The following is a 26972-nucleotide window of genomic DNA, read 5'->3' on the forward strand; positions in this document are numbered from 1 at the left end:
CCGGTCAGGAGGTGGCGGGCGTACCGAGCACCATGCTGCCCACACTGCACTCCTGCAGTTCGGGGACTGCCGCGGCCGCCGTGAATGCCGCGGTGTCACCGAAGCCCTGGGCGCATGCGCCCAGGCCCATCGCCGTGGCGGCCAGATAGATCGTCTGCATGAGCACGCCGACATGTTTGAGGATGGCCGAATACGCGACCTGCTCGTAGGTCCACATGACGCGGTCGGCGCGTGCCGCCATCACCAGGAGCACCTGCGGTTCGGCGCCGCCCTCAAGGGTCGCCGAGGTCGACTTCAGCAGCTGCTTCACCGGGGTGGAGTCCGCATCGGCGACCGGCCGCAGCACGTGCTCGAAGGAGTCGTAGTGGTACATGCCGGGCGCAAGCCCGGAGACGTGCCGAACCACCGGATACAGCTCGAGCTCGTACACGCTCCCGCCCGAGGGATAGGGCCGGGAGACCAGTTCCTCGCCCTCGCTTTCCGATCGGGTGCCGCGGGTTCGGGCTGTGCGATACAGCAGCTCGGAAAGCTGTTCGAGGGTAATCGGATTGGCGTCATTGAAGGCGCGCACCGAGATCCGGTCTTCGATGACGGCGGTCAGGGGCGGGTCGGCTGCACGCAACGCCGTCAGATCCGGGGCGGGCAATGCGACCGGGGTGCCTGGATAGTCGGGTTTGCGCGCCGCCGGTTGCGGGAACTTGCCCTTGGCCCACTTGGTCGGTCCGAAATGGTCCCAGGTGACGGTGCGTTCACCCAGCGTGCTGCGCCGGTGGAACCACAGGTCCGCTGCATTCCAGCTGATCGGGGCGAACTCGTGGCTTTCGTCATCGCCGTTGGCGACGAGAAATCCGCCCCAGCGCAGATCAGCGAGAAACCGTGCGACAAGGTCCGCAGGAAGGCCCGTGGTGACGCCATTGGGGCCGTCGAGCAGGGGAAGCAGGCGCAGATCCTGGATGCGGATGTCACACCAGCTACGCGGATTTTCGAGCACATAGCCGCGTGAATCGCGATGCAGTACCGAGAATTTCGAGAGATGAGTGGCTGGGGGCAGGGCGCCGGTAGGGCGGGGTCCTGGAACTCCGAAGCACTCGACGGCGTAGAGGTCGTGCCCGTCGTCACGGACCGCCACCGACAGCCATCCGCCGTCGAGTAGTTGGGTGACGAGCGCTTCGATGATGTCGCTGTCGGCATCGGCGACAAGGTCGGCCAGCGTGGCAGGACCGCTGTTGAGGGTTTTGAGCACACGCCGCTGCGCGCTGGTGAGCCCGGTGAGTTTCTCGTTGCGGGGCGGGTTCAGCAGTATTCCGCCCGCCGCTGTGACCAGGCATGTTGCGCCATCGCGCAGGGCGAAACGGGTCCCGGCAGGGTAGGTGAGAGCAGACAACGGAAGCCTTCCGGGTGATGTGCCGACGCCGAATGCGCATGCGCTTCACGCACGATCATAAGGAACCCCGGTAAGGTACCCCTAACTTGGGCACCCATTTGCTGTAGAGGCGGGTTGCCACCCGCGTGCAGAACGGTGGAGCCGGAGCCGAAAGTGCCCAGTACGCTCAACATCTAGCGAATGTCCGAACCATGAGGGGTGCTCGATGAACTTCGGCGATTTCCAGCTTCAGTTCTATGCGGCGGGTGCGCTCGGGAAGGTTTCGACCCTTCCGTTCACCTTTGCCGAACTGGAGAGTCGAGCGGAGCAGACGCTGGGCGAGGGAATCTTCGGCTATGTGCGTGGTGGTGCCGGTGACGAGCACACCCAGGATGCGAATGCCGCCGCATTGCGCCGTTACGGGCTGGTGCCCCGGATGCTGAGGGATCGGACCGCTCGGGACATGTCGACGTCATTTCTGGGGCGCACGTTCACCAGCCCGGCGTTCATCTGCCCGGTCGGGGTGCTGGGTGCGGTCCGCGAGCGTGGCGATCTGCTGACCGCCGCCGCGGCACGTGAGCTCGACATGCCCGCCATGTACTCGACGCTCTCGTCGGCCACCCTTGAGGAGGTCGCCACGGAGCGCGGCGATTCCTATGGCATCTTCCAGCTGTATCCGTCCTCGGACTCCGAGCTGACCGACAACTTCGTGCGGCGAGCGGAGGCCGCGGGATATGACGCCCTTGCGGTGACGCTCGACACGGGCACGCTCGGGTGGCGCCCGCGCGACCTCAAGCACGGATATTTGCCGATGCTGCACGGGCATTGCCTGGCGAACTACACGTCCGATCCGCGTTTCCTGCAGATCGCGGGCGTGCGTTCCGCCGGAGAACTGACGCCGATGCACGCGGGTCTGGTGTGGGCGTCGTTGTTCAGTCATCCCGGATTGACGTGGGCAGATATCGACCACTACCGAGAGCTGACGAAGCTCCCGATCATCCTGAAGGGCATCTGCGACGTCGACGATGTTCGGCAGGCGGTAGACCGTGGCATCGATGCCATCGCGTACTCCAATCATGGTGGGCGTCAAGCGAATGGGGGAATTCCCGCGATCGACGGCCTCGCTGCGGCGGTCGAGGCGGCCGGATCGGTTCCGGTGACGTTCGACTCCGGCGTTCGGGACGGTATCGACATCCTGCGGGCCGTCGCGCTGGGTGCCAGCCTGGTAGGGATTGCTCGTCCGTATGTCTACGGGCTCGCGCTCGATGGAACCAACGGCGTCAAACACGTCATCCAGTCGCTGCTGGCCGAAGCCGACCTGACCATGGCGGTGAACTGTTACCTTTCGCTCGAGGAGTTAGCGGTGCAGCGCCTTTCCTGAGCAGGGCGGTAGCCGACGAAGGGGGAGTGTCGTGATCCAGCAATGGCCACAGGAACCGGTCTCCTATCCGGGGTACTTGGCGCCTCCGCCTAGGCCTGGTCGGTGGGTGACGGTGACGATCATCGTGGCAGGCGTGATCAGCATGGTTGCTCTGACCGGTTGTGGTTTCCTGGGGTGGAAACTTGCGAGCGACCGGCGCCAGATGCCTTCCGGATCCGCAGAAGTTCATGCGGCGGCAGGGGAAGCGCTAACCGCGGCACGCGAATTCGTCACCCTGATGATCAACGTGGATTACCGAGAGCTGGAACAGAACACCTCGGAGGTGCTGGCACGCTCCACCGGCGAGTTCAAGACGAAGTACAGCAGCAGCCTTGATCAGTTACGCCAAACCATGGTGGAAAACCGCGCATCGGCCAAGGGCACCGTGGTCGACTCGGCGATTCGGTCGGAAATGGCCAACAAGGTCACCACACTGATGTTCGTTGACCAGTCGGTCAGGAATACCGCCGTGCCGGACGGCCGCTTGGACCGAAGCCGGGTGCAAGTGACCATGGAGAACGTCCAGGGTCGCTGGCTGGCGAGCGAGGTCGACACGGTATGACCGAGTACCCCTCGCTGCATCCCGGCCCTTCTGGTGGCCAGTGGCGGATCGCTGTCGCGAGCGTGATGGTCGGCGTGGCCGTTGTGGCACTGTGCGCCTGTGGCCTACTGGGCTGGAAGCTGTTGCACGACGGTCCCGTACTGGCTGCGCAGCATCGGGCACAGCAGTTGCGCGAGCAAGGACTGAAGGCGGCCGAGTCGGTGACTGTGCTTTTGACGTCGATAGATTCGTCGAATGTCGACGAGGATTTCGCCGAGATCCTGGAACACTGCACGGGCGATCTCAAGGACCAGTTCTCGAAAAGTTCCGTGCAGTTGCGTCAGTTGCTGATCGACAATCGGGCCACCGCGACCGGCAAGGTGATTGCCTCCGCTGTGCAGTCCGACACCGTTGACGCACCCGATAAGAAGGTGGTTGTGCTGTTGATGGTGGATCAGTCGATTACCAACAGTGAACGGCCGGATCCTCGAATCGACAAGAGCCGGATGAAGATGACCATGGAGTTGGTTGACGGTCGCTGGTTGGCGAGCAAGCTCGAATACATTTAGACAAGAGGCGAATCGATCAGCGCCTGCGGGCCAGCCGACCCAGGTCGGCCGTGAACTAGCCTCCGAAACGGGGACCGCGGCGGCGGAGGTACCGCTCGAACTCCGCGGCCAGCGCGTCGCCGTCGATCTTGCTGAGGATCTCGGTGGTGTCCACCTCGGCGTCGCCGCGTTCCTCCAGTGACTGCACGTACTCGGCGATCTCTTCGTCCTCGGTGGTCATCTCGGTAACCGCCTGCTCCCATTCCTCGGCCTGCTCGGGCAGGTCCCCGAGGGGCACCTCCACATCGAGCACGTCCTCCACGCGCTGCAGCAGGGCGACGGTCGCCTTCGGGTTGGGGGGTTGCGACACATAGTGCGGCACGGCGGCCCAGAATGCGACGGCCGGAATGCCGGCGTTCACGCAGGCGTCCTGGAACACCCCGGCGATGCCGGTGGGGCCCTCGTAGCGGGTCTCTTCCAGGCCGAAGAATTTCGCGGCATCCGGCGAGTAGGCAGTGCCACTCACCGGCACCGGCCGAGTGTGTGGGGTATCGGCCAGCAGTGCGCCCAAGATCACCACGGTGGACACGTTGAGACGGTCCGCGATGGCGAGCAAGCGGTTGCAGAAGGTGCGCCAGCGCATGTTCGGCTCGGCACCGTGCATCAGCACCACATCGCGCTGCGAGCCGGGAGGCGAGCAGTAGGAGATGTGCATGCCGGGCCACTCCAACTCGCGGGTGACACCCTTGACCAGCCGCACCACCGGGCGATTGACCTGGTAGTCGTAGTAGTCCTCGTCGTCGATGGTCATCAACGGGGTGGCCTGCCAGGTGGTGTCCAGGTGTTCCAGAGCGGCGCTGGCGGCATCGCCGGCGTCATTCCAGCCCTCGAAGGCGGCAACGACCACCGGGTCGCGCAGCACGGGTAGGCCGTTCTGGGCGGTATCCGACGGGGTCACGGTGTCAGCGTAAGCCCTGCGTGACGGGGACGAGCCGCGGCTGGCGGAGAATGGATTGGATAGCCAGATCACATTGTTGATATGACGGCCCTAGAGAAACCCGCACGAGAAAGTTAGGCGTTCGCACGACTGTCGAGTGACCACGTAGACTTCATCTGGTCGAGAGGCGTTGCAACGGTTCGGGGATCACAGCCCGTGACCGCCACGCTCGGCAGAGTTAAGGACGCCTTCCGCTCTGGAAGGAATGCGCGTGACCAATCCGCAGCCCAATATCAGGCCTGACAGCACGGACTCGCTGACAGCTGCCCTCGAACAGCGGATTCTGGTGATCGACGGCGCGATGGGCACGGCGATCCAACGCGACAGGCCCGACGAGGCCGGATACCGCGGCGAGCGGTTCAAGGACTGGCCGAGCGACCTCGTCGGCAACAACGATCTGCTCACTCTGACGCAGCCGCACATCATCGAGGGCATCCACCGCGAGTACCTCGAAGCGGGCGCAGACATCCTCGAGACCAATACGTTCAACGCGAACGCGGTATCGCTTTCCGACTACGGCATGGAAGAGCTGAGCTACGAGCTGAACTACGCCGGTGCCGCGCTGGCCCGGGCCGCTGCCGACGAGTACAGCACCCCCGATAAGCCCCGCTACGTGGCTGGGGCACTGGGGCCGACCACCCGAACCGCGTCGATTTCGCCGGACGTTAACGATCCCGGAGCCCGCAACGTCTCCTACGACCAGCTGGTCGCCGCCTACCTCGAAGCGGCCAACGGCCTGGTCGACGGCGGTGCCGACATCATCCTCGTGGAGACCATCTTCGACTCACTGAACGCCAAGGCGGCGGTCTTCGCCGTGGAGACGCTGTTCGAGCAGCGCGGGCGGCGCTGGCCGATCATCATCTCGGGCACGATCACCGATGCGTCCGGGCGGACATTGTCCGGTCAGGTCACGGAGGCATTCTGGAACGCGATCCGGCACGCCAAGCCTCTCGCGGTGGGCCTCAACTGTGCCCTGGGCGCCCCGGAGATGCGGCCTTACATCGCCGAGATGTCGCGTATTGCAGATACTTTCGTCTCCTGCTATCCGAATGCAGGTCTGCCCAACGCCTTCGGCGAGTACGACGAGTCCCCTGAGCATCAGGCCGGCTACCTTGCCGAGTTCGCAGAGGCTGGCCTGGTCAACCTGGTCGGCGGGTGCTGCGGGACTGCGCCCGCGCATATCGCGGAGATCGCCAAGGTTGTCGAGGGCGTGAAACCCAGGGATGTACCGAGCATCGACATCGCCACCCGGCTGTCGGGCCTGGAGCCGCTCAACATCACCGACGACTCCCTGTTCGTGAACATCGGGGAGCGCACCAACATCACCGGATCGGCCCGGTTCCGCAACCTGATCAAGGCCGAGGACTACGACACCGCGCTGTCGGTCGCCTTGCAGCAGGTCGAGGTCGGTGCGCAGGTCATCGACATCAACATGGACGAGGGCATGATCGACGGCGTCGCCGCGATGGACCGGTTCACCAAACTGATCGCGGTTGAACCCGATATCAGTCGCGTGCCGGTGATGATCGACTCCTCGAAGTGGGAGGTCATCGAGGCAGGGCTGAAGAACGTCCAGGGCAAGCCGATTGTCAACTCGATCTCCATGAAGGAGGGCGAGGAGAAGTTCATCCGTGAAGCACGGCTGTGCCGCAAGTACGGTGCCGCTGTCGTGGTGATGGCCTTTGACGAACAGGGGCAGGCCGACAACCTGGAGCGCCGTAAAGAGATCTGCGGGCGCGCCTACCGGATTTTGACCGAAGAGGTCGGCTTTCCGGCCGAAGACATCATCTTCGATCCGAACTGCTTCGCGCTGGCGACGGGTATCGAGGAGCATGCGACGTACGGGATCGACTTCATCGAGGCCTGCGCCTGGATCAAGGCGAACCTGCCCGGGGTGCACATCTCCGGCGGTATCTCGAACGTGTCGTTCTCGTTCCGTGGCAACAATCCCGTCCGCGAGGCCATCCACGCGGTGTTCCTGTTCCACGCCATCAAGGCCGGCCTGGACATGGGCATCGTCAATGCCGGCGCACTGGTGCCCTACGACTCGATCGACCTCGAGCTGCGGGACCGCATCGAGGATGTCGTCCTGAACCGTCGCGCGGATGCCGCCGAACGGCTGCTGGAGATCGCCGAGCGGTTCAACAGCACGGAGAACTCGGGCGGAGGAGACGATCGAGCTGCTCAAGAGTGGCGCAGTCTGCCTGTGCGCGAACGAATTACGCATGCCCTGGTCAAGGGAATCGACGCTCACGTCGATGACGACACCGAGGAATTGCGCGCCGAGATCGCCGACGCGGGCGGCCGCCCGATCGAAGTGATCGAGGGTCCACTGATGGACGGCATGAACGTCGTCGGTGACCTCTTCGGTTCGGGAAAGATGTTCTTGCCCCAGGTGGTGAAGTCGGCCCGAGTGATGAAGAAGGCCGTCGCGTACCTGCTGCCGTTCATCGAGAAGGAAAAGGAAGCGTCCGGGGCCGCCACATCCAAGGACACCAACGGCACGATCATCATGGCGACCGTGAAGGGCGACGTTCACGACATCGGCAAGAACATCGTCGGGGTTGTCCTGCAGTGCAACAACTTCGAAGTGATCGACCTCGGGGTCATGGTGCCTGCCGAGAAGATCCTGGCGGCAGCAGAGGAATACGACGCCGACATCATTGGGCTGTCCGGCTTGATCACCCCGTCGCTGGACGAGATGGTCAACTTCGCCGTCGAGATGGAACGTAAGGGGCTGGAGATCCCACTGCTGATCGGCGGCGCGACCACTTCGCGCGCCCATACCGCCGTGAAGGTGGCGCCCCGGCGGAGTGGCCCGGTGGTCTGGGTCAAGGATGCCTCCCGATCGGTGCCGGTGGCCGCGGCACTGCTCGACGACAAGCAGCGTCCGGGCCTGTTGGAGGCCACCGCGAAGGACTACGCGTCGCTGCGCGAGCGCCATGCGCAGAAGAACGAACGCCCGACGCTGACCTTGGAAAAGGCCCGCGCCAACCGCACGCCCATCGAATGGGACGGCTACCTACCGCCCGTGCCCGCTCAGGGTCTCGGCGTGCGCGAATTTCTCGACTATGACATCGCCGAGCTGCGCGAATACATCGATTGGCAGCCGTTCTTCAACGCCTGGGAGATGAAGGGTCGATTCCCCGACATCCTCAACAACCCGGCCACGGGTGAGGCGGCTCGCAAGCTCTACGACGACGCCCAGCAGATGCTCGACACCGTCATCAAGGAGAAGTGGCTGACCGCCAATGGGGTGATCGGCTTCTTCCCGGCGAACGCGGTGGGCCCAGGTTTTGACGACATCGAGGTCTACACCGACGACACCCGCACCGAGGTGCTGACCACATTGCACAACCTGCGTCAGCAGGGCGAGCACCGGGAAGGCATCCCGAACCGGTCACTGGGCGACTACATCGCACCTAAGGACACCGGTCTGGCCGACTACGTCGGTGCCTTCGCCGTCACCGCGGGGCTCGGCAGCCAGGATAAGATCATGGAGTTCAAGGCGGATCTGGACGATTACAGCGCGATCCTGCTGGAGTCGGTGGCCGACCGGCTGGCCGAGGCCTTCGCCGAGCGGATGCACCAGCGGGTCCGCAAGGAGTTCTGGGGATTCCAGCCCGATGAGCAGCTGGACAACGAGGCCCTCATCGGGGAGAAGTACCGCGGTATCCGCCCGGCCCCGGGTTACCCGGCCTGCCCGGAGCACACCGAGAAGGTGACGCTGTTCAACCTGATGGATGTCACGGAGCGGACGGGCATCGAGCTGACCGAGTCGATGGCGATGTGGCCCGGCGCCGCCGTCAGCGGCTGGTATTTCTCGCATCCGCAGTCGCAGTACTTCGTGGTAGGCCGGCTGGCCCAGGACCAGGTCGCCGACTATGCCAGGCGCAAGGGCTGGACGCTGCAGGAAGCAGAGCGTTGGCTCGGACCGAACCTCGGCTACAACCCGGAGGACTGAGCACCGGCGTCGTGGGCGGCAGGTGGCCTCTGACAGAATTGGTCGCATGCGTGCGGTGCTGTGGGATATGGACGGCACCCTCATCGAATCGGAAAAGCTCTGGGACATCTCGATGGGAGAGTTGTGCCGCAGGCTCGGCGGTGAGATGACACCCGAGCTGCGCACCGCGCTCCTCGGGGGCTCGGCGGACGCCACCATGCGGATGATCTTCACGGCGCTGGAGCTGGAGCACGATGCCGAGCGGATGGCCAGCGAGAACGCCTGGCTGCACGAATACACCGGTGAGCTCTTCGCGACCGACCTCACCTGGTGTGATGGTGCCCAGGACATGCTGGCGCAGCTTGCCGCCGAGCAGGTCCCGATGGCGCTGGTCACCAACACCATCAGATCGCTCACCAACCAGGCACTCAAGACCATTGGCACGCACTGGTTTACCGAGTCGGTGTGTGGCGACGAGGTGCCTGCGGGTAAGCCCGCGCCCGACCCGTACCTGCGGGCCGCCGCGCTGCTCGGGGTCGACCCGGGCGATTGCCTGGCCATCGAGGACTCGGTGACCGGTGCCGCCGCGGCCGAGACGGCGGGGTGCGCAGTGCTGGTGGTGCCCAACCACGTCGAGGTGCCCGCAGGCGACCGGCGCAGGCATGCCTCCACCTTGTCGGGCCTGTCGGTGGGCGACCTGCGCGGTGCCCACGCCGACGTGCTCACCGCGACCACCTGCAAACCCATATGACTCGCCGGGCGGGGTCGTGACAGAATCGCCACCCGTGAAGACCTTCGACGAGCTGTTCGCCGAGCTCAGTGACCGCGCCAAGACCCGGCCCGAGGGGAGTGGCACCGTCGCCGCCCTCGATGCGGGGGTGCACACCCTGGGCAAGAAGCTGCTCGAAGAGGCGGGTGAGGTGTGGTTGGCCGCCGAACACGAGAGCGACGAATCGCTTGCCGAAGAGGTGAGCCAGCTGCTCTATTGGGCACAGGTGCTGCTGATCGCCCGTGGTCTGACTCTCGACGACGTCTACCGGAAGCTCTGACATGACAAGTTCGAATGGAGCTTCACAGGGAGCACTGCGCGTCGCTGTCCCCAACAAGGGCGCACTCAGCGAGGCCGCATCGGAGATCTTGTCGGAGGCAGGCTATCGGCGGCGTGGGGACGCCAAGGATCTGACCGTGCTCGACCCGCAGAACGACGTCGAGTTCTTTTTCTTGCGACCCAAGGACATCGCGATCTATGTCGGCTCGGGCGAGCTTGATCTCGGTATCACCGGCCGCGACCTGATGATGGACTCTGATGCGCCGGTGATCGAGCGGCTCGCACTGGGATTCGGTGGTTCGACCTTCCGGTACGCTGCGCCCGCGGGGCGTGACTGGACGATTTATGACATCGCGGGAAAGAGAATCGCCACCGCGTACCCCAACCTTGTCCGAAAAGATCTGGCCGCCAAGGGGATCGAAGCCGATGTCATACGGCTCGACGGTGCCGTCGAGATCTCCATTCAGCTCGGGGTGGCCGACGTGATCGCCGACATCGTGGGGACCGGCCGCACCCTGCGTCAGCACGGACTGAGCGCCTTCGGTGAGTCTTTGTGCGATTCGGAGGCAGTGCTGATCGAGCGGGAGAACGCCGATCCGGCAACGGAATCGGCGCGCACGCAACTGACAACCCGCATCCAGGGCGTGGTGTTCGGCCAGCAGTATCTGATGCTCGATTACGACTGCCCGCGCGCCGTCCTGGACGAGGCACTCAAGGTGACCCCGGGGCTGGAATCTCCGACGTTGGCTCCGCTGGCCGACGAGGCATGGGTGGCGGTGCGCGCCCTCGCCCCGCGTAAGGGCGTCAACACCACGATGGACGCACTGGCCGCGATCGGAGCAAAGGCAATCCTGGCCTCCGAGGTCAGGTTCTTCCGGGCATAGTTCTCCTGGGTTTCCTGGGCTTTCCCGGATTCCTTCGCGAGTGGCCCCCACGCGTCCTACCATGGCCGTATGGCGCTGCAAGTCCTCGTGTACAGCGATGACATCACGGTCCGGCGCAAGGTAATTCAAGGCATCGGCACCCGGCCGGATTCCGCGCTGCCGCCGCTGGAGTTCATCGAGGTCGCCACCGGCCCCATGGTCATCGAGCGTCTGGCGGCCGCCGGTATCGATCTGGCGATTCTGGACGGTGAGGCGACCCCCTTTGGCGGGATGGGTGTGGCCAAGCAGGTCAAGGACGAGGTCGATGCACCGCCCCCGATCGTCGTTCTGACTGGTCGTCCGCAGGACAACTGGCTGGCGAGCTGGTCCCGCGCCGAAGCTGTGGTACCGCGGCCGATCGACCCGATGCGCTTGACCGCGACAGTGATCGATCTGCTCGGTTCGGCAGCCGCAACACGCAGCTGACTCAGTCGCAACACAACGGCGGCCTCAGCCTTCCCGGGCGCTTGGACTCGGTACTTAATTGCGCAAAACACCGTCAAACGGTGGCATGGATCCGGCGCCAACCGATAGTGTGTTTGTTAGGTCACATCTGTACTGGTCGGCAGCCCTCGACCACAACAGCAATGACGCGGCAATGTTGCCGATCCAGCACAGGGACCCGATGGATCGATTTCGGGAGGCTGGTCTGCGATGGATGCGTATGTACCGATCTTGGTACTCGGCGCCATTGCGGTGGCGTTTGCCGTTTTCTCCGTTGGGATTTCGTCGTTCGTCGGCCCACGCCGGTACAACCGGGCCAAACTCGAGGCGTATGAGTGTGGCATCGAGGCCACCCAGCATTCGATGGGGCGCGATCATCATGGTGCCGCCGCGGGTGGACACCGGGTGCCCGTGAAGTACTACCTCACCGCGATGTTGTTCATCATCTTCGACATCGAGATCGTCTTCCTGTATCCGTGGGCCGTCCACTTCGACGCCCTCGGAGTGTTCGGACTGCTCGCCATGGCCCTGTTCATCGTCAACGTGTCGGTGGCGTACGCGTACGAATGGAGGCGCGGTGGCCTGAGCTGGGATTAGCCCCGTGCGATTGGTGGGGCAACTGGAAGTCCTTGCAACATCACGAATAAGCACACCTGTCGGGAGAGTCATGGGTCTTGAGGAAAAACTGCCTAGCGGATTTCTGCTGAGCACCGTCGAGACGCTGGCGGGATACGTGCGCAAAGGATCGTTGTGGCCGGCCACCTTTGGGCTGGCTTGCTGTGCCATCGAGATGATGTCCACGGCGGGCCCACGATTCGACATCGCCCGCTTTGGCATGGAACGGTTCTCGGCCACACCGAGGCAGGCCGACCTGATGATCGTGGCGGGCCGGGTCAGTCAGAAGATGGCTCCGGTGCTGCGTCAGATCTACGACCAGATGGCTGAGCCGAAATGGGTACTCGCCATGGGAGTGTGCGCATCTTCGGGCGGCATGTTCAACAATTACGCAATCGTCCAGGGCGTCGATCATGTTGTCCCCGTGGATATCTACCTTCCCGGGTGTCCGCCGCGGCCGGAAATGCTGCTCCATGCGATTTTGAAACTGCACGAGAAGATCGCCCAGATGCCGCTCGGGGTAAACCGCGAGGAAGTCATCCGTGAGACCGAAGCCGCCGCACTTGCCGCGACGCCCACCATCGAGATGAAGGGGCTACTGCGGTGACGGACAACGAGCGGGAACCGCAGGAGATCATCGGTATCAGGCGCGGGCTCTTCGGAGTCACGGGCACGGGCGACACCTCCGGTTACGGTGGCCTGATCCGGTCAATCTCGTTGCCGGCCAGCTCGAACCGCCCCTACGGCGGATACTTCGATCAGGTGGTCGACCGACTGGAATCGGTTCTCGCGGAGCAGGAGCACGTCACCTACGAGGACGCCATCGAGAGCGTGGTCGTCTACCGTGATCAACTCACGATCCACGTCAAGGCCGAGCATCTGGTGCAGGTTGCCCAGTCCCTGCGCGATGACCCCGAACTACGTTTCGAGCTCAGCCTGGGTGTCAGCGGAGTGCACTACCCCGACGACGCAGCACGTGAACTCCATGCCGTGTACCCTCTCATGTCCATCACCTGGAACCGCCGGATCATGCTCGAAGTAGCAGTCCCGGAAAGTAATCCGCATATTCCGTCGCTGAACGCCGTGTACCCGACCACGGACTGGCATGAACGGGAAACGTACGACTTCTTCGGCATCGTCTTCGACGACCACCCCGCACTGACGCGAATCGAGATGCCCGACGACTGGGAAGGGCACCCGCAGCGCAAGGACTATCCGCTCGGCGGGGTGCCGGTCGAGTACCACGGAGCCACCATCGCACCGCCCGATCAGCGGAGGTCCTACAGCTAGTGACAACGCAGCCAGCACATCCTCAGACCGTTTTCATGGCCGGCGGCCAGGATTGGGACGAGATCGTCACCGCCGCATCGCAAGCCACCGACGAGCGAATAGTCGTCAACATGGGCCCCCAGCATCCGTCCACCCATGGCGTGCTGCGTCTGATCTTGGAGATCGAGGGCGAGACGGTCACCGACGTGCGCTGCGGTATCGGGTATCTGCACACCGGCATCGAAAAGAATTTGGAGTACCGGACCTGGACGCAAGGTGTCACCTTCGTGACCCGGATGGACTATCTGTCCCCGTTCTTCAACGAGACCGCGTACTGCCTGGGAGTTGAGAAACTGCTGGACATCACCGACGAAATCCCCGAGCGTGCGAGCGTGATTCGGGTGCTGATGATGGAACTCAATCGCATCTCCTCACACCTGGTCGCACTTGCCACCGGTGGCATGGAACTCGGGGCGATGACCGCGATGTTCCTCGGTTTCCGTGAACGCGAAATGATCCTGAAGGTCTTCGAGGCGATTACCGGTCTGCGTATGAACCATGCCTATGTCAGACCCGGCGGGCTCGCCCAGGATCTGCCCGACGGCGCCGAACAAGAGATTCGGGACCTGCTCAAGATCCTGCCCGGCAGGTTGCACGACATGGAAAACCTGTTGAACGAGAACTACATCTGGAAGGCGCGCACCCAGGGCATCGGATACCTGGACCTCACCGGATGCATGGCGTTGGGCATCACGGGTCCGGTACTGCGCGCCACCGGCCTTGCGCACGACCTGCGGCGTGCGCAACCGTACTGCGGCTACGAGAACTACGACTTCGACGTCGTCACTCACGATGATTGTGACTCATACGGCCGGTATCTGATCCGGGTCAAGGAGATGCACGAGTCCATCAAGATCGCACAGCAGTGTGTCGAACGATTGCGGCCGGGGCCGGTCATGGTGGACGACAAGAAAATTGCCTGGCCCGCCGACCTGGCCTCGGGCCCAGATGGTTTGGGCAACTCGCCCAAACACATCGCCAAGATCATGGGCACCTCGATGGAGGGATTGATCCACCACTTCAAGCTGGTCACCGAGGGAGTGCGGGTGCCGGCGGGTCAGGTGTATGTCGCCGTCGAGTCGCCGCGCGGTGAGCTCGGCGTCCACATGGTCAGTGACGGCGGAACCCGGCCCTATCGCGTGCACTTCCGCGACCCGTCGTTCACAAATCTGCAGTCCGTCTCCGCGATGTGCGAGGGAGGCATGGTGGCGGATCTGATCGCCGCGGTGGCGAGCATCGACCCGGTGATGGGGGGAGTGGACAGGTGACGGAGATCTTCGTGGAGCTCGGCAGTCGCCCACCCGAGGACGAGGGCCGATTCTCGGGGCGCAAGAACTATCCACCGGAGGTGGTTTCGCGGTTGTCCATAGACGCCAAGGAAATCCTCGACCGCTATCCGAGCCACCGCTCCGCATTACTGCCGCTGCTGCATCTCGTACAGTCCGAGGACGGATACGTGACGATGGCGGGCATCGGATTCTGTGCCGATCAGGTGGGATTGACCCCGGCCGAGGTGACGGCGGTGGCGAGTTTCTACTCGATGTACCGACGCGGACCCACCGGTGACTATTTGGTCGGAGTCTGTACCAATACGCTGTGTGCGGTGCTCGGCGGTGATGCGATCCTGGCGCGGTTGGTCGACGAACTCGATGTGCAACCCGGCGGTACCACCGGGGACGGCAAGGTCACACTCGAACATGTCGAGTGCAACGCCGCCTGTGACTATGCGCCGGTGCTGATGGTCAATTGGGAGTTCTTCGATAACCAAACCCCAGATAGTGCAGTTGATCTCGTGGAGGCACTGCGCGGTGGCCGTGTGCCCGAGCCCCGCCGCGGCGCGGCGCCGTGCACGTTCAAACAGACCGCCCGGATCTTGGCCGGGTTCGCCGACGACCGTCCCGATGCGGTGGCCGCGGCGCAGGCGGGTGCCCCGACATTGGCGGGATTGCGATTGGCTCGGGATGCACAGCGGAACGTGCGAACCGACGCGACGAGGTCGGCAGAGGAGATGGAGCCGTGACGTCGACGATTCTCACTCCGGTCCTGTCCGAGCACTGGGACGAGGGCGACTCCTGGACCCTCGAGGGGTATCTGCGTCACGCGGGCTACGAGGGCCTGCGCCGCGCACTGGACATGGAACCGGACGCGGTGATCGCCATGATCAAGGACGCGGGGCTACGTGGGCGTGGCGGAGCGGGGTTTCCGACGGGCACCAAGTGGTCCTTCATCCCACAGGGTGACGGCAGGCCGCACTACCTGGTGGTGAACGCCGACGAATCCGAACCCGGCACCTGCAAGGACATTCCGCTGATGTTGGCGACTCCGCATACCCTCGTCGAGGGCATCGTCATCGCGGCGTATGCGATCCGGGCCTCGCACGCCTTCATCTACGTTCGCGGTGAGGTCATCTCGGTGATCAGACGATTGCAGACCGCGGTCGCGCAGGCCTATGAGGCCGGATACCTGGGCCGCAACATCCTGGACAGCGGTTTCGATCTGGAACTGGTGGTGCACGCCGGTGCCGGTGCCTACATCTGCGGGGAAGAGACCGCACTGTTGGACTCGCTGGAAGGGCGACGCGGCCAGCCGCGGCTACGTCCGCCGTTCCCGGCCGTCGCGGGTCTGTATGCCAGCCCGACCGTGGTCAACAACGTCGAGTCCATCGCGAGTGTCCCGGCCATCGTGCGGCGTGGTGTCGAATGGTTCCGCACGATGGGGTCGGAGAAATCGCCGGGATTCACTCTCTACTCCTTGTCCGGACACGTGCGCAGACCCGGACAGTACGAGGCTCCGCTCGGGGTGACGCTGCGGCAGCTCCTAGAATTGGCCGGGGGGATACGCGACGGACACGGGCTCAAGTTCTGGACGCCCGGTGGCTCGTCGACACCGTTGTTCACCGCAGAACACCTGGATGTCCCACTCGATTACGAGGGCGTCAGCGCCGCCGGATCGATGCTGGGTACCAAGGCTTTACAGATATTCGACGACACCACCTGCGTGGTGCGCGCGGTGCTGCGGTGGACCGAGTTCTATGCGCACGAATCTTGCGGCAAGTGCACACCGTGTCGGGAAGGCACCTACTGGTTGGTGCGCATCCTGGCGCGACTCGAATCCGGTGAGGGGACCGCCGAGGACCTCGACAAACTTCTGGATATCTCGGACATCGTGCTGGGCAAGTCCTTCTGTGCACTCGGTGACGGCGCCGCGAGTCCGATCATGTCCTCGCTCAAGTACTTCCGCGGAGAATACGAGGCTCACCTGGAGAACGGGTGTCCCTTTGACGCGGCGGCCAGCACCGTCTTCGCGGAGGAAAACCGATGACAGCCACAGAGCCGGCTCTCAACACCGAGTTCGTCACCGTCAACATCGACGGAACCGACATCTCGGTGCCCAAGGGCACGTTGGTGATCCGGGCCGCAGAACTCATCGGTATACAGATACCCAGGTTCTGCGATCACCCACTGCTCGATCCGGTGGGTGCGTGCCGCCAGTGTCTGGTCGAGGTGGAGGGGCAGCGTAAGCCGCTCGCGGCGTGCACCACCACCGTCACCGACGAGATGGTGGTGCACACCCAGGTGACATCTGAAGCGGCGGAGAAGGCGCAGAGCGGCGTGATGGAACTGCTGCTGATCAACCATCCACTCGACTGTCCGGTTTGCGATAAGGGCGGAGAGTGTCCATTGCAGAACCAGGCGATGTCGACGGGGCGAGCCGAGACCCGTTTCACCGAGGCCAAGCGCACGTTTCCCAAGCCGATTCCGCTGTCCACCGAGGTGCTGCTGGACAGGGAGCGTTGTGTGCTGTGCGCCCGTTGCACCCGGTTCTCCCAGCAGGTGGCCGGCGATCCGTTCATCGAGCTGTTGGAACGCGGCGCGCTACAGCAGGTGGGCATCGCCGGTGACGAACCCTTCGAGTCGTACTTCTCCGGCAATACCGTGCAGATCTGCCCGGTGGGTGCGCTGACCGGCGCCGCTTACCGATTCCGCGCTCGCCCGTTCGATCTGGTGTCCTCGCCCAGCGTCTGCGAGCACTGCGCCAGTGGATGCGCGCAGCGGACCGACCACCGAAGAGGAAAGGTGTTGCGGCGCCTTGCCGGTGATGATCCGGAAGTCAACGAGGAATGGAACTGCGATAAGGGACGCTGGGCGTTCACCTACGCCACCGCGGGGGACCGCATCACCGACCCGCTGATTCGTAACGAGTCCGGAGACTTGGTGCAGGCATCCTGGCCGCAGGCACTGGAAGCCGCCGCAAAGGGTTTGGCCGGTGCCGGCGCAAACGCCGGAGTGTTGACCGGGGGGCGGCTCACCGTCGAGGATTCCTACGCGTACGTCAAATTCGCCCGTATGGCGTTGGGCACCAACAATATAGACTTCCGGGCTCGCGCGCACAGCGTTGAGGAGGCGGCGTTCCTCGGTTCGGCTGTTGCCGGGCGTGGGATGACGCAGACGTACGCGGCGCTGGAATCGGCGCCGATGGTCCTGTTGGCGGGATTCGAGCCGGAGGAGGAATCTCCCATCGTGTTCCTGCGTTTGCGCAAGGCGGTGCGCAAACGAGGAATGAAGGTGCTCACCATCGCGCCCTTCGCAAGCCGCGGCTCCACGAAGCTCTCCGCCGACGTGATTGCCACCGTTCCCGGTGCTGAGTCGGAAACCATTGCAGGACTGTCAAATTTCGAACTATTGCGTCAGCCGGGCGCGGTGATCATGGTAGGAGAGCGGCTGGCGTCCACGCCCGGTGCCCTGTCTGCCGCGGTCCAGCTGGCCGTCGAGACAGGCGCCACGCTGGTATGGATTCCGCGCAGGGCGGGCGAGCGCGGTGCATTGGAAGCCGGGGCGCTGCCGAGACTGCTCCCCGGTGCGCACCCGGTATCCGACAGCGCGGCGCGGCGCGCTGTTGCTGAAAAGTGGGGTGCGATCGCGCTTCCGGACCTGCCCGGGCTTGATGCCGCCGCCATGCTGGATCCGGGAAGCGGCCTAGGTGCCTTCCTCGTCGGTGGCGTCGAGCTGGACGATCTGCCGTACCCCGCCGCAGCGGCCGGTGCGCTCCGGGCCGCATTCGTCGTCAGTCTCGAGATGCGCCACGGGGCAGTCACCGAGCTCGCCGATGTCGTGCTCCCGGTGGCGGCGGTCGCCGAGAAGTCCGGCAGTTTTGTGAATTGGGAAGGCAGGCTCAGGCCCTTCGACACCACACTCGATGCCAGTGATGCCCTCGACGATCTCAGAGTGCTGGCCGCTCTGGCTCGGCGGATGGGTCGTCCGATCGGCCTGAGTCGTGGAAGCGAGGCACTCGCCGAGCTCGCGGACATCGGCCCCTGGGAGGGCCTGCGGGAGACCCCGGGAGCCGTGAGGGCGACGGCCAGGCCGCAGCCCGAAGCAGGGGAAGCGGTGTTGGCCTCGTGGCGGATGCTCCTCGATGCCGGTCGGTTGCAGGATGGGGAGCAGTACCTGGCAGGCACCGCACATCCGGCTCAGGTGCGGCTCTCGGAGGCGACCGCCAATGAAATCGGCGCCGCGGAGGGTGAATCGGTGACCGTGCGCAGTATGTCGGAGTCGATTCCGGGGGCCATCACCTTGCCGCTACGCATAACGGAGATGCCGGACAGGGTGGTGTGGTTACCCATGCGCTCGTCGGGTTCGGAGGTTCACCGGCAACTCGGTCCGGCGCTGGGACAAGTGGTGCGGATCGAGGTTGCGCCATGACCGGAAAAACCGATCTCTCGATGTTCGGGATTGATCCACTCTGGCTTGTCCTCGTGAAATGCGTTGCGGTGTTCGCATTTTTGGTCCTCACCGTGCTCGTCGCGATCCTCGTCGAACGCAAGGTACTGGCCTGGATGCAGCGTCGGATAGGCCCCAACCGGGTGGGCCCGTTCGGTCTGCTGCAGAGCCTGGCCGACGGCGTCAAACTCGCCCTCAAGGAGGGCCTGACACCGGCGGGGGTGGACAAGCCCATCTATCTGCTCGCGCCCATCATCTCGGTGGTGCCGGCGATTGTCGCCTACGCGGTCATCCCGTTCGGGCCCGTGGTGTCGGTCCTCGGTCACCGCACACCACTGCAGCTCACCGACCTGCCCGTGGCGATTCTCTTTGTACTGGCGGTTACTTCGGTCGGCGTGTACGGGATCGTATTGGGAGGCTGGGCATCCGGATCTACCTACCCGCTGTTGGGTGGATTGAGGTCTTCCGCACAGGTCATCTCCTACGAGATCGCGATGGGTCTCACATTCGCGGCGGTGTTCCTACTCGCCGGAACGATGTCGACGTCGGGGATCGTGGCGGCGCAAGCCGGCCGCTGGTACGTCTTTCTGCTGTTGCCGTCCTTCCTGGTGTACGTCACCGCGATGGTGGGGGAGACGAACCGGGCACCCTTCGACCTGCCCGAGGCCGAGGGAGAACTGGTCGGTGGCTTCCACACCGAATACTCCTCGCTGCGCTTCGCCATGTTCATGCTCGCCGAATACATCAACATGGCAACTGTTTCCGGGCTGGCTGCCACCATGTTCTTGGGAGGCTGGCATGCCCCGTGGCCACTGAGCCTCGTCGATGGCGCAAACGCCTCCTGGTGGCCGGTGCTGTGGTTCGTGGCCAAGGTCTGGGGCTTTATGTTCCTGTTCATGTGGCTGCGTGCCACTCTGCCCAGGCTGCGCTACGACCAGTTCATGCGATTGGGCTGGGAGATCCTGATCCCGGTGGCATTGGTATGGATCGTCATTGTCGGCGTGGTGCAAGCCATGGCGCTCTACGGACACGGAAACCCGTCGATCATCCTCGGGATCACCGGATTGGTGGTCTCGGTCGGCGCCATCGCCTTGGTGGGCGTCCTCTCCCGACGAACAGAAACACCAAAGCCCTTGTTGTCCAAAAATTTCGATCCGATGGCGGGCGGATTCCCGGTGCCGCCACTGCCGGGCCAGCACGTTGGTACCACCCCACATCCGACCAGAAAGGAGGACGCACATGCCTGATCTTCTGCGACGTTCGGCGGATGCCATGGCCGGGTTCTGGGTGACGTTCTCGTCCATGTTCAAGAAGCGGCTCACCGAGCAGTACCCCGAGAAGAAACAGCCCACCGCGCCGCGCTACCACGGGAGACACCAGCTCAACAGGTACTCGGATGGGCTGGAAAAATGCATCGGCTGCGAACTGTGCGCCTGGGCCTGCCCAGCCGACGCCATATTCGTCGAGGGCGCGGACAATTCCGAGCAGGAGCGGTTTTCGCCGGGGGAACGGTACGGCCGGGTCTATCAGATCAACTACCTGCGGTGCATCGGCTGCGGATTATGCATCGAGGCGTGCCCCACGCGGGCGCTCACGATGACCAACGACTACGAGATGGCCGACGACAACCGGGCCGACCTCATCTACGGCAAGGACAAGCTGCTGGCGCCGCTGCAGCCGGGCATGGCGCCACCACCGCATGCGATGTATCCCGGCACCACGGACACCGACTACTACCTGGGCAACCTGCCGAGGGCCGGAGGGGAAGCCAGGTGAGTTTCGATGTCGTGGCCGCCCACGCGGCAGTGCTTGCGGCCGAGGGCTTGTCGCGCACTCCGACGTGGGAAGGAGTGACGTTCTGGGTACTTGGTGCCATCGCGGTGCTGGGCGCACTCGGTGTGATCGCGGCCCCCAAGGCGGTGTACTCGGCGATCTTCCTGGCGATGACGATGGTCATTCTGGCGGTGTTCTTCGTGACCCAGGGCGCGCTGTTCCTGGGTGTGGCTCAGGTGGTGGTGTACACCGGTGCGGTCATGATGCTTTTCCTGTTCGTGCTGATGTTCGTGGGCGTGGATTCCTCGGACTCACTGGTGGAGACCCTGCCCGGACAGCGGGTGGGTGCCGTCGCGGCGGGGCTGGGATTCGGGATACTCGCCGTCGCCGGCATCGGAAATGCTTCTACCACGGCGTTCGTCGGACTCGACCAAGCCAACAGCCGAGGAAACGTCGAAGGTTTGGCCGAGCGCATCTTCATCGATTATCTCTGGGCGTTCGAGTTGACCGGAGCACTGTTGATCACCGCGACGATCGGTGCGATGGTGCTGGCGCACCGCGAGAAACTGGGCCACACCGGCGGTCAGCGCGAATTGGTCATTCGACGGTTCCAGCAGGGAGACCGCGCCACTCCGCTGCCGAATCCCGGTGTATACGCCCGTCACAACGCTGTCGATGTTCCCGCACTGCTTCCCGACGGGTCGTTCTCGGAGTTGTCGGTCAGCGGTGTGCTCACCCCTCGGGACATGGAGGCGCGGTGAATCCCGATAACTATCTCTATCTGGCCGCACTCATCTTCACCATCGGCGCTGCGGGCGTGATGTTGCGCCGCAACGCGATAGTTGTCTTCATGAGCGTGGAACTAATGCTCAACGCTGCCAACCTGGCGTTCGTCACTTTCGCCCGCATGCACGGGAACCTCGACGGGCAGGTCATCGCATTCTTCACCATGGTTGTCGCGGCCACGGAAGTGGTTGTGGGGCTGGGGATTATCATGACCATCTTCCGCACCCGCAGGTCGGCTTCGGTCGATGACGCCGATTTGTTGAAGTTCTAGGGAAGGAAAGCCGCCCGTGACATGGCTCATGCCGGCGCTACCCCTCGCGGGTGCGGCCGTACTCCTGCTCGTCGGTCGTCGCGGGGATGCGTGGGGGCACCTGTTGGGTTGCGCGACAGCCCTGGCATCCTTCCTCGTCGCTGTCGTCTCCTTTCTCGGAATGCTCGGCCGCTCCGGCACCGAACGAGCAGTACACGAAACGCTTTTCAGCTGGGTTCCGGTTGGATCGCTGCACGTCGATTTCGGGTTGACCCTCGATCAGCTGTCCGTGTGCTTCGCGCTGCTGATCACCGGTGTGGGTTCACTCATCCACATCTACTCGATCGGCTACATGGCACACGATCCTGACCGACGCCGCTTCTTCGGCTATTTGAACCTCTTCCTGGCGGCCATGCTGTTGCTGGTTCTCGCCGACAACTTTCTCGGTTTGTACGTGGGCTGGGAAGGTGTCGGCCTGGCGTCCTACCTACTGATCGGCTTCTGGTACCAGAAGCCGTCGGCAGCGGCCGCGGCGAAAAAGGCCTTCATCGTCAACCGGGTAGGCGATATGGGGTTGGCGCTGGCCATGATGTTGATGTTCGCGACATTCGGCTCGGTCGGCTTTGGGCAGGTGCTGGGGTCGGCGGGCGCTGCCGGTGAGAGTCGTGACACCGCAATCGGATTGGCTCTGCTACTGGCGGCCTGCGGAAAATCGGCTCAGGTGCCGTTACAGTCCTGGCTTGGGGACGCGATGGAGGGCCCCACCCCGGTCTCGGCACTCATCCACGCGGCCACCATGGTGACCGCGGGTGTCTACCTGATCACCCGGTCCGGGCCGATCTTCGAACGCGCCCCCTCTGCCCAGGCGGCGGTGGTGCTCGTCGGCGCCGTCACTCTGCTCTTCGGGGCGATCATCGGGTGCGCCAAGGACGACATCAAGAAGGCTCTCGCCGCGAGCACGATGTCGCAGATCGGGTACATGGTGCTGGCGGCCGGGCTGGGGCCCGCCGGGTATGCGGTGGCGATCATGCATCTGCTGACACACGGTTTCTTCAAGGCGGGGCTGTTCCTCGGTGCGGGATCGGTCATGCACGGCATGAACGACGAGACCGACATGCGTCGTTACGGCGGATTGCGTACGGTCATGCCGATCACCTTCGTCACTTTCGGGCTGGGATACCTTGCCATCATCGGTGTTCCGCCGTTCGCGGGTTTCTACTCGAAGGACAAGATCATCGAGGTCGCTTTCGGGCACGGTGGCGCGGGAGGTCTTCTGCTGGGGGCGGTGGCGCTGCTGGGGGCCGGGATCACCGCGTTCTACATGACCCGGGTCATGCTCCTCACCTTCTTCGGTAAGCGCCGTTGGCGTGAAGACGCGCATCCTCACGAATCTCCGTCGGTGATGACATGGCCGATGATGGTGCTCGCCGTCGGTTCGGTGGGCGCGGGCTTGGTGCTGAGCTTCGGTGGGGCTCTGCAGAATTGGCTGGAACCTGTCGTCGGCGCGCATCATGGTGAGCTACCCGTTCCGGCATGGGTGATCAGCGCGGTTACCGTCACGGTGGTGCTCTGCGGAGTCGGTGCCGCCTATCGGATGTACCGCACCGATGTTCCCGAGACGGCGCCGCAGGGTTCGCGGTTCACCGCCGCCGCACGTCGCGATCTTTATGGTGATGCCGTCAACGAAGCGGTGTTCATGCGTCCCGGACAACGACTCACCCGTGGTCTGGTTCTCGCCGACAACCGCGCCGTCGACGGTCTCGTCAACGGCGTGGCCTCCGCTCTCGGCGCGGTTTCGGGTCGGGTGCGGCAGATGCAGACCGGCCATGTCCGGTCGTACGCGTTGTCCATGTGTGCCGGCGCGGCCCTGGTGGTCGCGGTGTTGATGGCAGTGAGGTGGTGAGTGTCGTGGGTGCGGTGACTGCTCTGTGGCTCATTCCCTTGGCGGGCGCCGCCGTGGTGCTGCTGATACCGACGCACCAGCGCACGTTGGCGAAATCGGCCGCCCTGGGTGCGGCGGTGCTCGCGCTGATCGTCGCGATCGGACTGGCGGTCGCGTTCGACCCCTCCGGTCCGCAGTATCAGTTCGTCGAATCGGTGTCCTGGATACCGGCCTTCGGGATGAAGTACGCAGTGGGTCTCGACGGGATCGGCCTGGCATTGGTGCTGTTGACCACGGGCCTTCTTCCCGTTCTGCTGGTGGCTGGGTGGAACGACGGCGCCGAGGTCCCCGGCTACGGCAGTCGTCCGGTGGCGCACCGCTACGTGGCACTGATTCTGGTCGTGGAATCCATGGTGTTGCTGTCCTTTTCGGCCCTGGATGTGCTGTTGTTCTACATCTTCTTCGAGGCCATGCTGATCCCGATGTACTTCCTGATCGGAGGATTCGGAAGCATGCACTCCGACGTCACGCAGCGTTCGCGGGCGGCGGTGAAGTTCTTGATGTACAACCTGTTCGGTGGCCTGATCATGCTGGCGGCGGTCATCGGGCTGTATGTGGTCACCGCACGTGGCCAGGCCGGTACCTTCGACCTGCGGGACATCACCGAACTGGTCGCCACCGGCGCGCTCGACATCGATCCCGGAGTGGCCAAGGCACTCTTTCTGGGATTCATGTTCGCGTTCGCGGTCAAGGCACCGCTGTGGCCGCTGCACACCTGGTTGCCCGATGCCGCCGTGCACGCCACCCCGGCCAGCGCGGTGCTCATGATGGCGATCGTCGACAAGGTAGGCACCTTCGCGATGCTGCGGTATTGCATCCAGCTGTTCCCCGATGCCAGTAGGTATTTCACCCCCGTCATCATCACGCTGGCGGTCATCGGCATCATTTACGGTGCCATCGTGGCGATCGGTCAGGTCGACGTGATGCGTCTGATCGCCTACACCTCGATATCGCACTTCGGCTTCATCATCTTGGGCATCTTCGCGATGACAAGTCAGGGGCAGTCTGGTTCGACGCTGTACATGGTCAATCACGGAATCTCAACGGCGGCGCTGATGTTGGTCGCGGGATTCCTGGTATCCCGCAATGGCTCTCGACTCATCGCGACATACGGGGGAGTGCAGAAGGTGGCCCCGGTGCTCGCCGGGTCTTTCTTGGTGGCGGGTCTGGCCACGTTGTCGTTGCCCGGATTGGCGCCCTTTATCAGTGAATTCCTGGTTTTGGTGGGCACATTCACTCGTTATCCGGTAGCCGCGGCGTGTGCGGTGATCGCGTTGGTGTTGGCGGCGATCTACGTGCTGTGGATGTATCAGCGCATGATGACCGGACCGTTGGCTCCGGGAAACGAGAATATCGGCGATTTGAAGCGCCGTGAGCTGACTGTGGTGGCGCCGCTGGTCGCGCTGCTGCTGGTGTTGGGTATCTACCCCAGGCCGCTGCTGGATATCGTGAATCCCGCCGTCGAACAGACGTTACGTACGGTCAACGAGAAGGATCCTCCGCCCGCGGTGGCCGATGTCGCCCTGCGACATGGCGAGAGTGAGGGCCGATGACCGAGATTGGGATACTGCCCGCTCCGTCGATCGCCTACGGTGCGCTCTCGCCCATGCTGGTCATGTTCGGGGTGGCGGTGGTATCGGTACTCGTGGAGGCGTTCGTACCGCGACGCCATCGGCTCACGACCCAACTGGCATTGGCGGTGGGCGGAATCCTCGGCGCCTTTGTGGCCGTGCTGGCATTGGGCGGTTCACGCCAGGTCGTGATGAACGGTGCGGTGGCGATCGACGGTCCCACGCTCTACCTGCAAGGGCTCATCCTGGTGGCCTCCGGGTTGGCGTTGGCGGTCATGGCGCAACGCAGGACAGCCGTGGCCGTCCCGAGTGCGGTGGGCGGCGGCGCCGGCGGCGGGCTGGATGCCTTCGCCGTGCAGGCGTCCAGCGTCCCCGGAAGCGAACCGGAACGGGTGTTGAACCGCACCGGCATCACGCAGACAGAGATCTTCCCGCTGACACTGTTCGCGATCGCGGGCATGATGCTGTTCCCGGCCTGCAACGACCTGCTCACCATGTTCGTTGCGCTGGAGGTGTTTTCGCTGCCGTTGTACGTGATGTGTGCGCTGGCGCGACGCCGGCGGCTGCTGTCTCAGGAATCGGCACTCAAGTACTTCCTGCTCGGTGCGTTCTCGTCGGCGTTCTTCTTGTTCGGGTCGGCGTTCGTGTACGGATACGCGGGGAGCGTCGAACTCGACGCCGTCGCGCGGGCGATCGGTGCCGATGCAGGAGAGCGCTCCTTCCTGCTGCTGGGTGTGGCCATGCTGTCGGTGGGTCTGTTGTTCAAGGTGGGGGCGGTGCCCTTCCATTTCTGGGTCCCGGACGTGTACCAGGGGGCACCGACCCCGGTGACCGCGTTCATGGCGGCCACCACCAAGATCGCGGCCTTCGGAGCGCTGCTACGGGTTCTGTATGTCGCGCTGCCGGGGATCACCGCCGAGTGGCGGCCGGTGCTGTGGGCGGTGGCGATCGCCACCATGTTGATCGGATCGATCGGTGCGGTAACGCAGACCGACGTCAAACGCATGCTGGCCTATTCCGCCGTGGCGCATACCGGGTTCCTGCTGACGGGTGTGGCCGCCGCCAATGATCGGGGTGTGTCGTCGACGCTGTTCTATTTGGCCGCATATGGTTTCAGCACCGTAGGGGCGTTCGCCATCGCCGGGCTGGTGCGCTCCGGTGGCGCAGATGACGGTGCTGACGGCGACTTCGACGACGATGACGAGGTGAGCGAGCTGAGGCGGTGGGCCGGAATCGGCCGCCGGTCGCCGGTGTTGGGCATCGTGTTCGCACTGTTTCTGCTGGCGTTCGCGGGTATCCCGTTGACGAGCGGATTCGTCAGCAAGTTCGCGGTCTTCGAGGCTGCCGCGTCCGGTGGCGCCGTGCCCCTGGTGGTGGTGGGCGTCGTGTGCAGTGCCATAGCGGCGTACTTCTACGTGCGCGTCATCGTGCTGATGTTCTTTGCCGACCCGGTGGAGGACTCCGGGGTGCTGCGGATGCCCGGACCCGCGGTGACGATATCGATCGGAGTGAGCGCGCTCGTCACCGTTCTGCTCGGTGTGGTACCCCAGCCGCTGCTCGATCTTGTCGGGAATCTCGCCGACTTCGTCAGGTGAGGCCGGTCACCGTTCATCGGCTTTGACACGCCTTGGATTCAACCGGAACTCGGCGTGTCGACACCGGCCGTGGCCTGGTTGTCACCACCTGTGGCGTGTCCATTTACCAGCGAGTAACCTACGGGACCGTAGGCTATAGGTATCGTGGGCGCGGAAGGAGGCCG

At 64.0% G+C, this 26972-nt stretch carries 24 protein-coding genes; 22 read left to right on the forward strand and 2 right to left on the reverse strand.

The features are described 5' to 3' along the window. Positions 1-4: 4 nt before the first annotated feature. Complete coding sequence (locus MYCSP_RS09205) at positions 5-1384, reverse strand: SagB family peptide dehydrogenase (protein WP_083013740.1); 1380 nt, start codon at positions 1382-1384, stop codon at positions 5-7. Between the two features lie 205 nt (positions 1385-1589). Here MYCSP_RS09205 and MYCSP_RS09210 point away from each other — a divergent pair, with 205 nt between their 5' ends. The 3 genes from MYCSP_RS09210 (at position 1590) to MYCSP_RS23615 (ending at position 3893) form a co-directional block, all read left to right on the forward strand. After that, positions 1590-2744 carry an alpha-hydroxy-acid oxidizing protein gene (locus tag MYCSP_RS09210; protein WP_070910894.1) on the forward strand — a complete coding sequence of 385 codons (1155 nt, stop codon included), beginning with the start codon at positions 1590-1592 and terminating at the stop codon, positions 2742-2744. Between the two features lie 112 nt (positions 2745-2856). After that, entirely contained in the window at positions 2857-3345 is a 489-nt protein-coding gene (locus MYCSP_RS09215) for a hypothetical protein (RefSeq protein WP_157886166.1), read from the forward strand. Beyond that, positions 3342-3893, forward strand: coding sequence for an Mce protein (locus tag MYCSP_RS23615; protein ID WP_088413650.1), 552 nt, complete (start codon positions 3342-3344; stop codon positions 3891-3893). Before MYCSP_RS09215 ends, MYCSP_RS23615 begins: the two co-directional genes overlap by 4 nt. Before the next feature lie 55 nt (positions 3894-3948). Here the strand turns inward: MYCSP_RS23615 and MYCSP_RS09225 are convergent, their stop codons facing one another. Beyond that, positions 3949-4902: a PAC2 family protein gene (locus tag MYCSP_RS09225; protein ID WP_407661650.1), complete on the reverse strand. Its 954-nt coding sequence runs from the start codon at positions 4900-4902 to the stop codon at positions 3949-3951. A 178-nt stretch (positions 4903-5080) separates the two neighbouring features. On the opposite strand from MYCSP_RS09225, the gene metH reads away from it, so the two are divergent. The 19 genes from metH (at position 5081) to nuoN (ending at position 26808) form a co-directional block, all read left to right on the forward strand. Next, positions 5081-8833 (forward strand): methionine synthase, encoded by a 3753-nt coding sequence (gene metH, locus MYCSP_RS09230; RefSeq protein ID WP_088415541.1) that lies wholly within the window; start codon positions 5081-5083, stop codon positions 8831-8833. Positions 8834-8879: 46 nt separating this feature from the next. Next, on the forward strand, positions 8880-9563 hold the full coding sequence (locus tag MYCSP_RS09235; protein WP_083013744.1) for an HAD family hydrolase: 684 nt from the start codon (positions 8880-8882) through the stop codon (positions 9561-9563). 16 nt (positions 9564-9579) lie between these two features. Then, a complete protein-coding gene (locus MYCSP_RS09240; protein WP_005061184.1) occupies positions 9580-9861 on the forward strand; it encodes a phosphoribosyl-ATP diphosphatase in 282 nt (93 codons plus the stop codon). A 1-nt stretch (position 9862) separates the two neighbouring features. Further along, positions 9863-10744, forward strand: coding sequence for an ATP phosphoribosyltransferase (gene hisG / locus MYCSP_RS09245; protein WP_070910888.1), 882 nt, complete (start codon positions 9863-9865; stop codon positions 10742-10744). A 69-nt stretch (positions 10745-10813) separates the two neighbouring features. Further along, on the forward strand, positions 10814-11209 hold the full coding sequence (locus MYCSP_RS09250; RefSeq protein ID WP_083013745.1) for a response regulator: 396 nt from the start codon (positions 10814-10816) through the stop codon (positions 11207-11209). Positions 11210-11437: 228 nt separating this feature from the next. Next, positions 11438-11824 carry an NADH-quinone oxidoreductase subunit A gene (locus MYCSP_RS09255; RefSeq protein WP_043077533.1) on the forward strand — a complete coding sequence of 129 codons (387 nt, stop codon included), beginning with the start codon at positions 11438-11440 and terminating at the stop codon, positions 11822-11824. Between the two features lie 70 nt (positions 11825-11894). Next, positions 11895-12449, forward strand: coding sequence for a NuoB/complex I 20 kDa subunit family protein (locus MYCSP_RS09260; protein ID WP_070910885.1), 555 nt, complete (start codon positions 11895-11897; stop codon positions 12447-12449). Continuing rightward, positions 12446-13132, forward strand: coding sequence for an NADH-quinone oxidoreductase subunit C (locus tag MYCSP_RS09265; protein ID WP_083013746.1), 687 nt, complete (start codon positions 12446-12448; stop codon positions 13130-13132). The genes MYCSP_RS09260 and MYCSP_RS09265 overlap by 4 nt, the downstream gene beginning before the upstream one ends. A 35-nt stretch (positions 13133-13167) precedes the next feature. Further along, positions 13168-14439: an NADH dehydrogenase (quinone) subunit D gene (nuoD, locus tag MYCSP_RS09270; protein WP_083336001.1), complete on the forward strand. Its 1272-nt coding sequence runs from the start codon at positions 13168-13170 to the stop codon at positions 14437-14439. Beyond that, positions 14436-15191, forward strand: a complete 756-nt coding sequence (gene nuoE, locus MYCSP_RS09275; RefSeq protein ID WP_083013748.1) for an NADH-quinone oxidoreductase subunit NuoE — start codon at positions 14436-14438, stop codon at positions 15189-15191. The genes nuoD and nuoE overlap by 4 nt, the downstream gene beginning before the upstream one ends. After that, on the forward strand, positions 15188-16492 hold the full coding sequence (gene nuoF, locus MYCSP_RS09280; RefSeq protein ID WP_083013749.1) for an NADH-quinone oxidoreductase subunit NuoF: 1305 nt from the start codon (positions 15188-15190) through the stop codon (positions 16490-16492). Before nuoE ends, nuoF begins: the two co-directional genes overlap by 4 nt. Further along, positions 16489-18873: an NADH-quinone oxidoreductase subunit G gene (locus MYCSP_RS09285; RefSeq protein WP_088413651.1), complete on the forward strand. Its 2385-nt coding sequence runs from the start codon at positions 16489-16491 to the stop codon at positions 18871-18873. The genes nuoF and MYCSP_RS09285 overlap by 4 nt, the downstream gene beginning before the upstream one ends. Further along, positions 18870-20138 (forward strand): NADH-quinone oxidoreductase subunit NuoH, encoded by a 1269-nt coding sequence (nuoH, locus tag MYCSP_RS09290; RefSeq protein ID WP_083013751.1) that lies wholly within the window; start codon positions 18870-18872, stop codon positions 20136-20138. The genes MYCSP_RS09285 and nuoH overlap by 4 nt, the downstream gene beginning before the upstream one ends. Next, a complete protein-coding gene (nuoI, locus tag MYCSP_RS09295; RefSeq protein ID WP_088413652.1) occupies positions 20131-20667 on the forward strand; it encodes an NADH-quinone oxidoreductase subunit NuoI in 537 nt (178 codons plus the stop codon). Before nuoH ends, nuoI begins: the two co-directional genes overlap by 8 nt. 29 nt (positions 20668-20696) lie before the next feature. Then, positions 20697-21425: an NADH-quinone oxidoreductase subunit J gene (locus MYCSP_RS09300; protein ID WP_083013764.1), complete on the forward strand. Its 729-nt coding sequence runs from the start codon at positions 20697-20699 to the stop codon at positions 21423-21425. Continuing rightward, positions 21422-21721 carry an NADH-quinone oxidoreductase subunit NuoK gene (nuoK, locus tag MYCSP_RS09305; protein WP_043077524.1) on the forward strand — a complete coding sequence of 100 codons (300 nt, stop codon included), beginning with the start codon at positions 21422-21424 and terminating at the stop codon, positions 21719-21721. The genes MYCSP_RS09300 and nuoK overlap by 4 nt, the downstream gene beginning before the upstream one ends. Positions 21722-21737: 16 nt before the next feature. Further along, on the forward strand, positions 21738-23603 hold the full coding sequence (gene nuoL, locus MYCSP_RS09310) for an NADH-quinone oxidoreductase subunit L (RefSeq protein WP_088413654.1): 1866 nt from the start codon (positions 21738-21740) through the stop codon (positions 23601-23603). Continuing rightward, positions 23597-25195: an NADH-quinone oxidoreductase subunit M gene (locus MYCSP_RS09315; RefSeq protein WP_209435431.1), complete on the forward strand. Its 1599-nt coding sequence runs from the start codon at positions 23597-23599 to the stop codon at positions 25193-25195. The genes nuoL and MYCSP_RS09315 overlap by 7 nt, the downstream gene beginning before the upstream one ends. Continuing rightward, complete coding sequence (gene nuoN, locus MYCSP_RS09320; RefSeq protein ID WP_088413655.1) at positions 25192-26808, forward strand: NADH-quinone oxidoreductase subunit NuoN; 1617 nt, start codon at positions 25192-25194, stop codon at positions 26806-26808. Before MYCSP_RS09315 ends, nuoN begins: the two co-directional genes overlap by 4 nt. The last annotated feature ends 164 nt before the right edge of the window (positions 26809-26972 follow it).

The sequence above is a fragment of the Mycobacteroides saopaulense genome, from assembly GCF_001456355.1.
In the GTDB taxonomy this organism is placed as follows: domain Bacteria; phylum Actinomycetota; class Actinomycetes; order Mycobacteriales; family Mycobacteriaceae; genus Mycobacterium; species Mycobacterium saopaulense.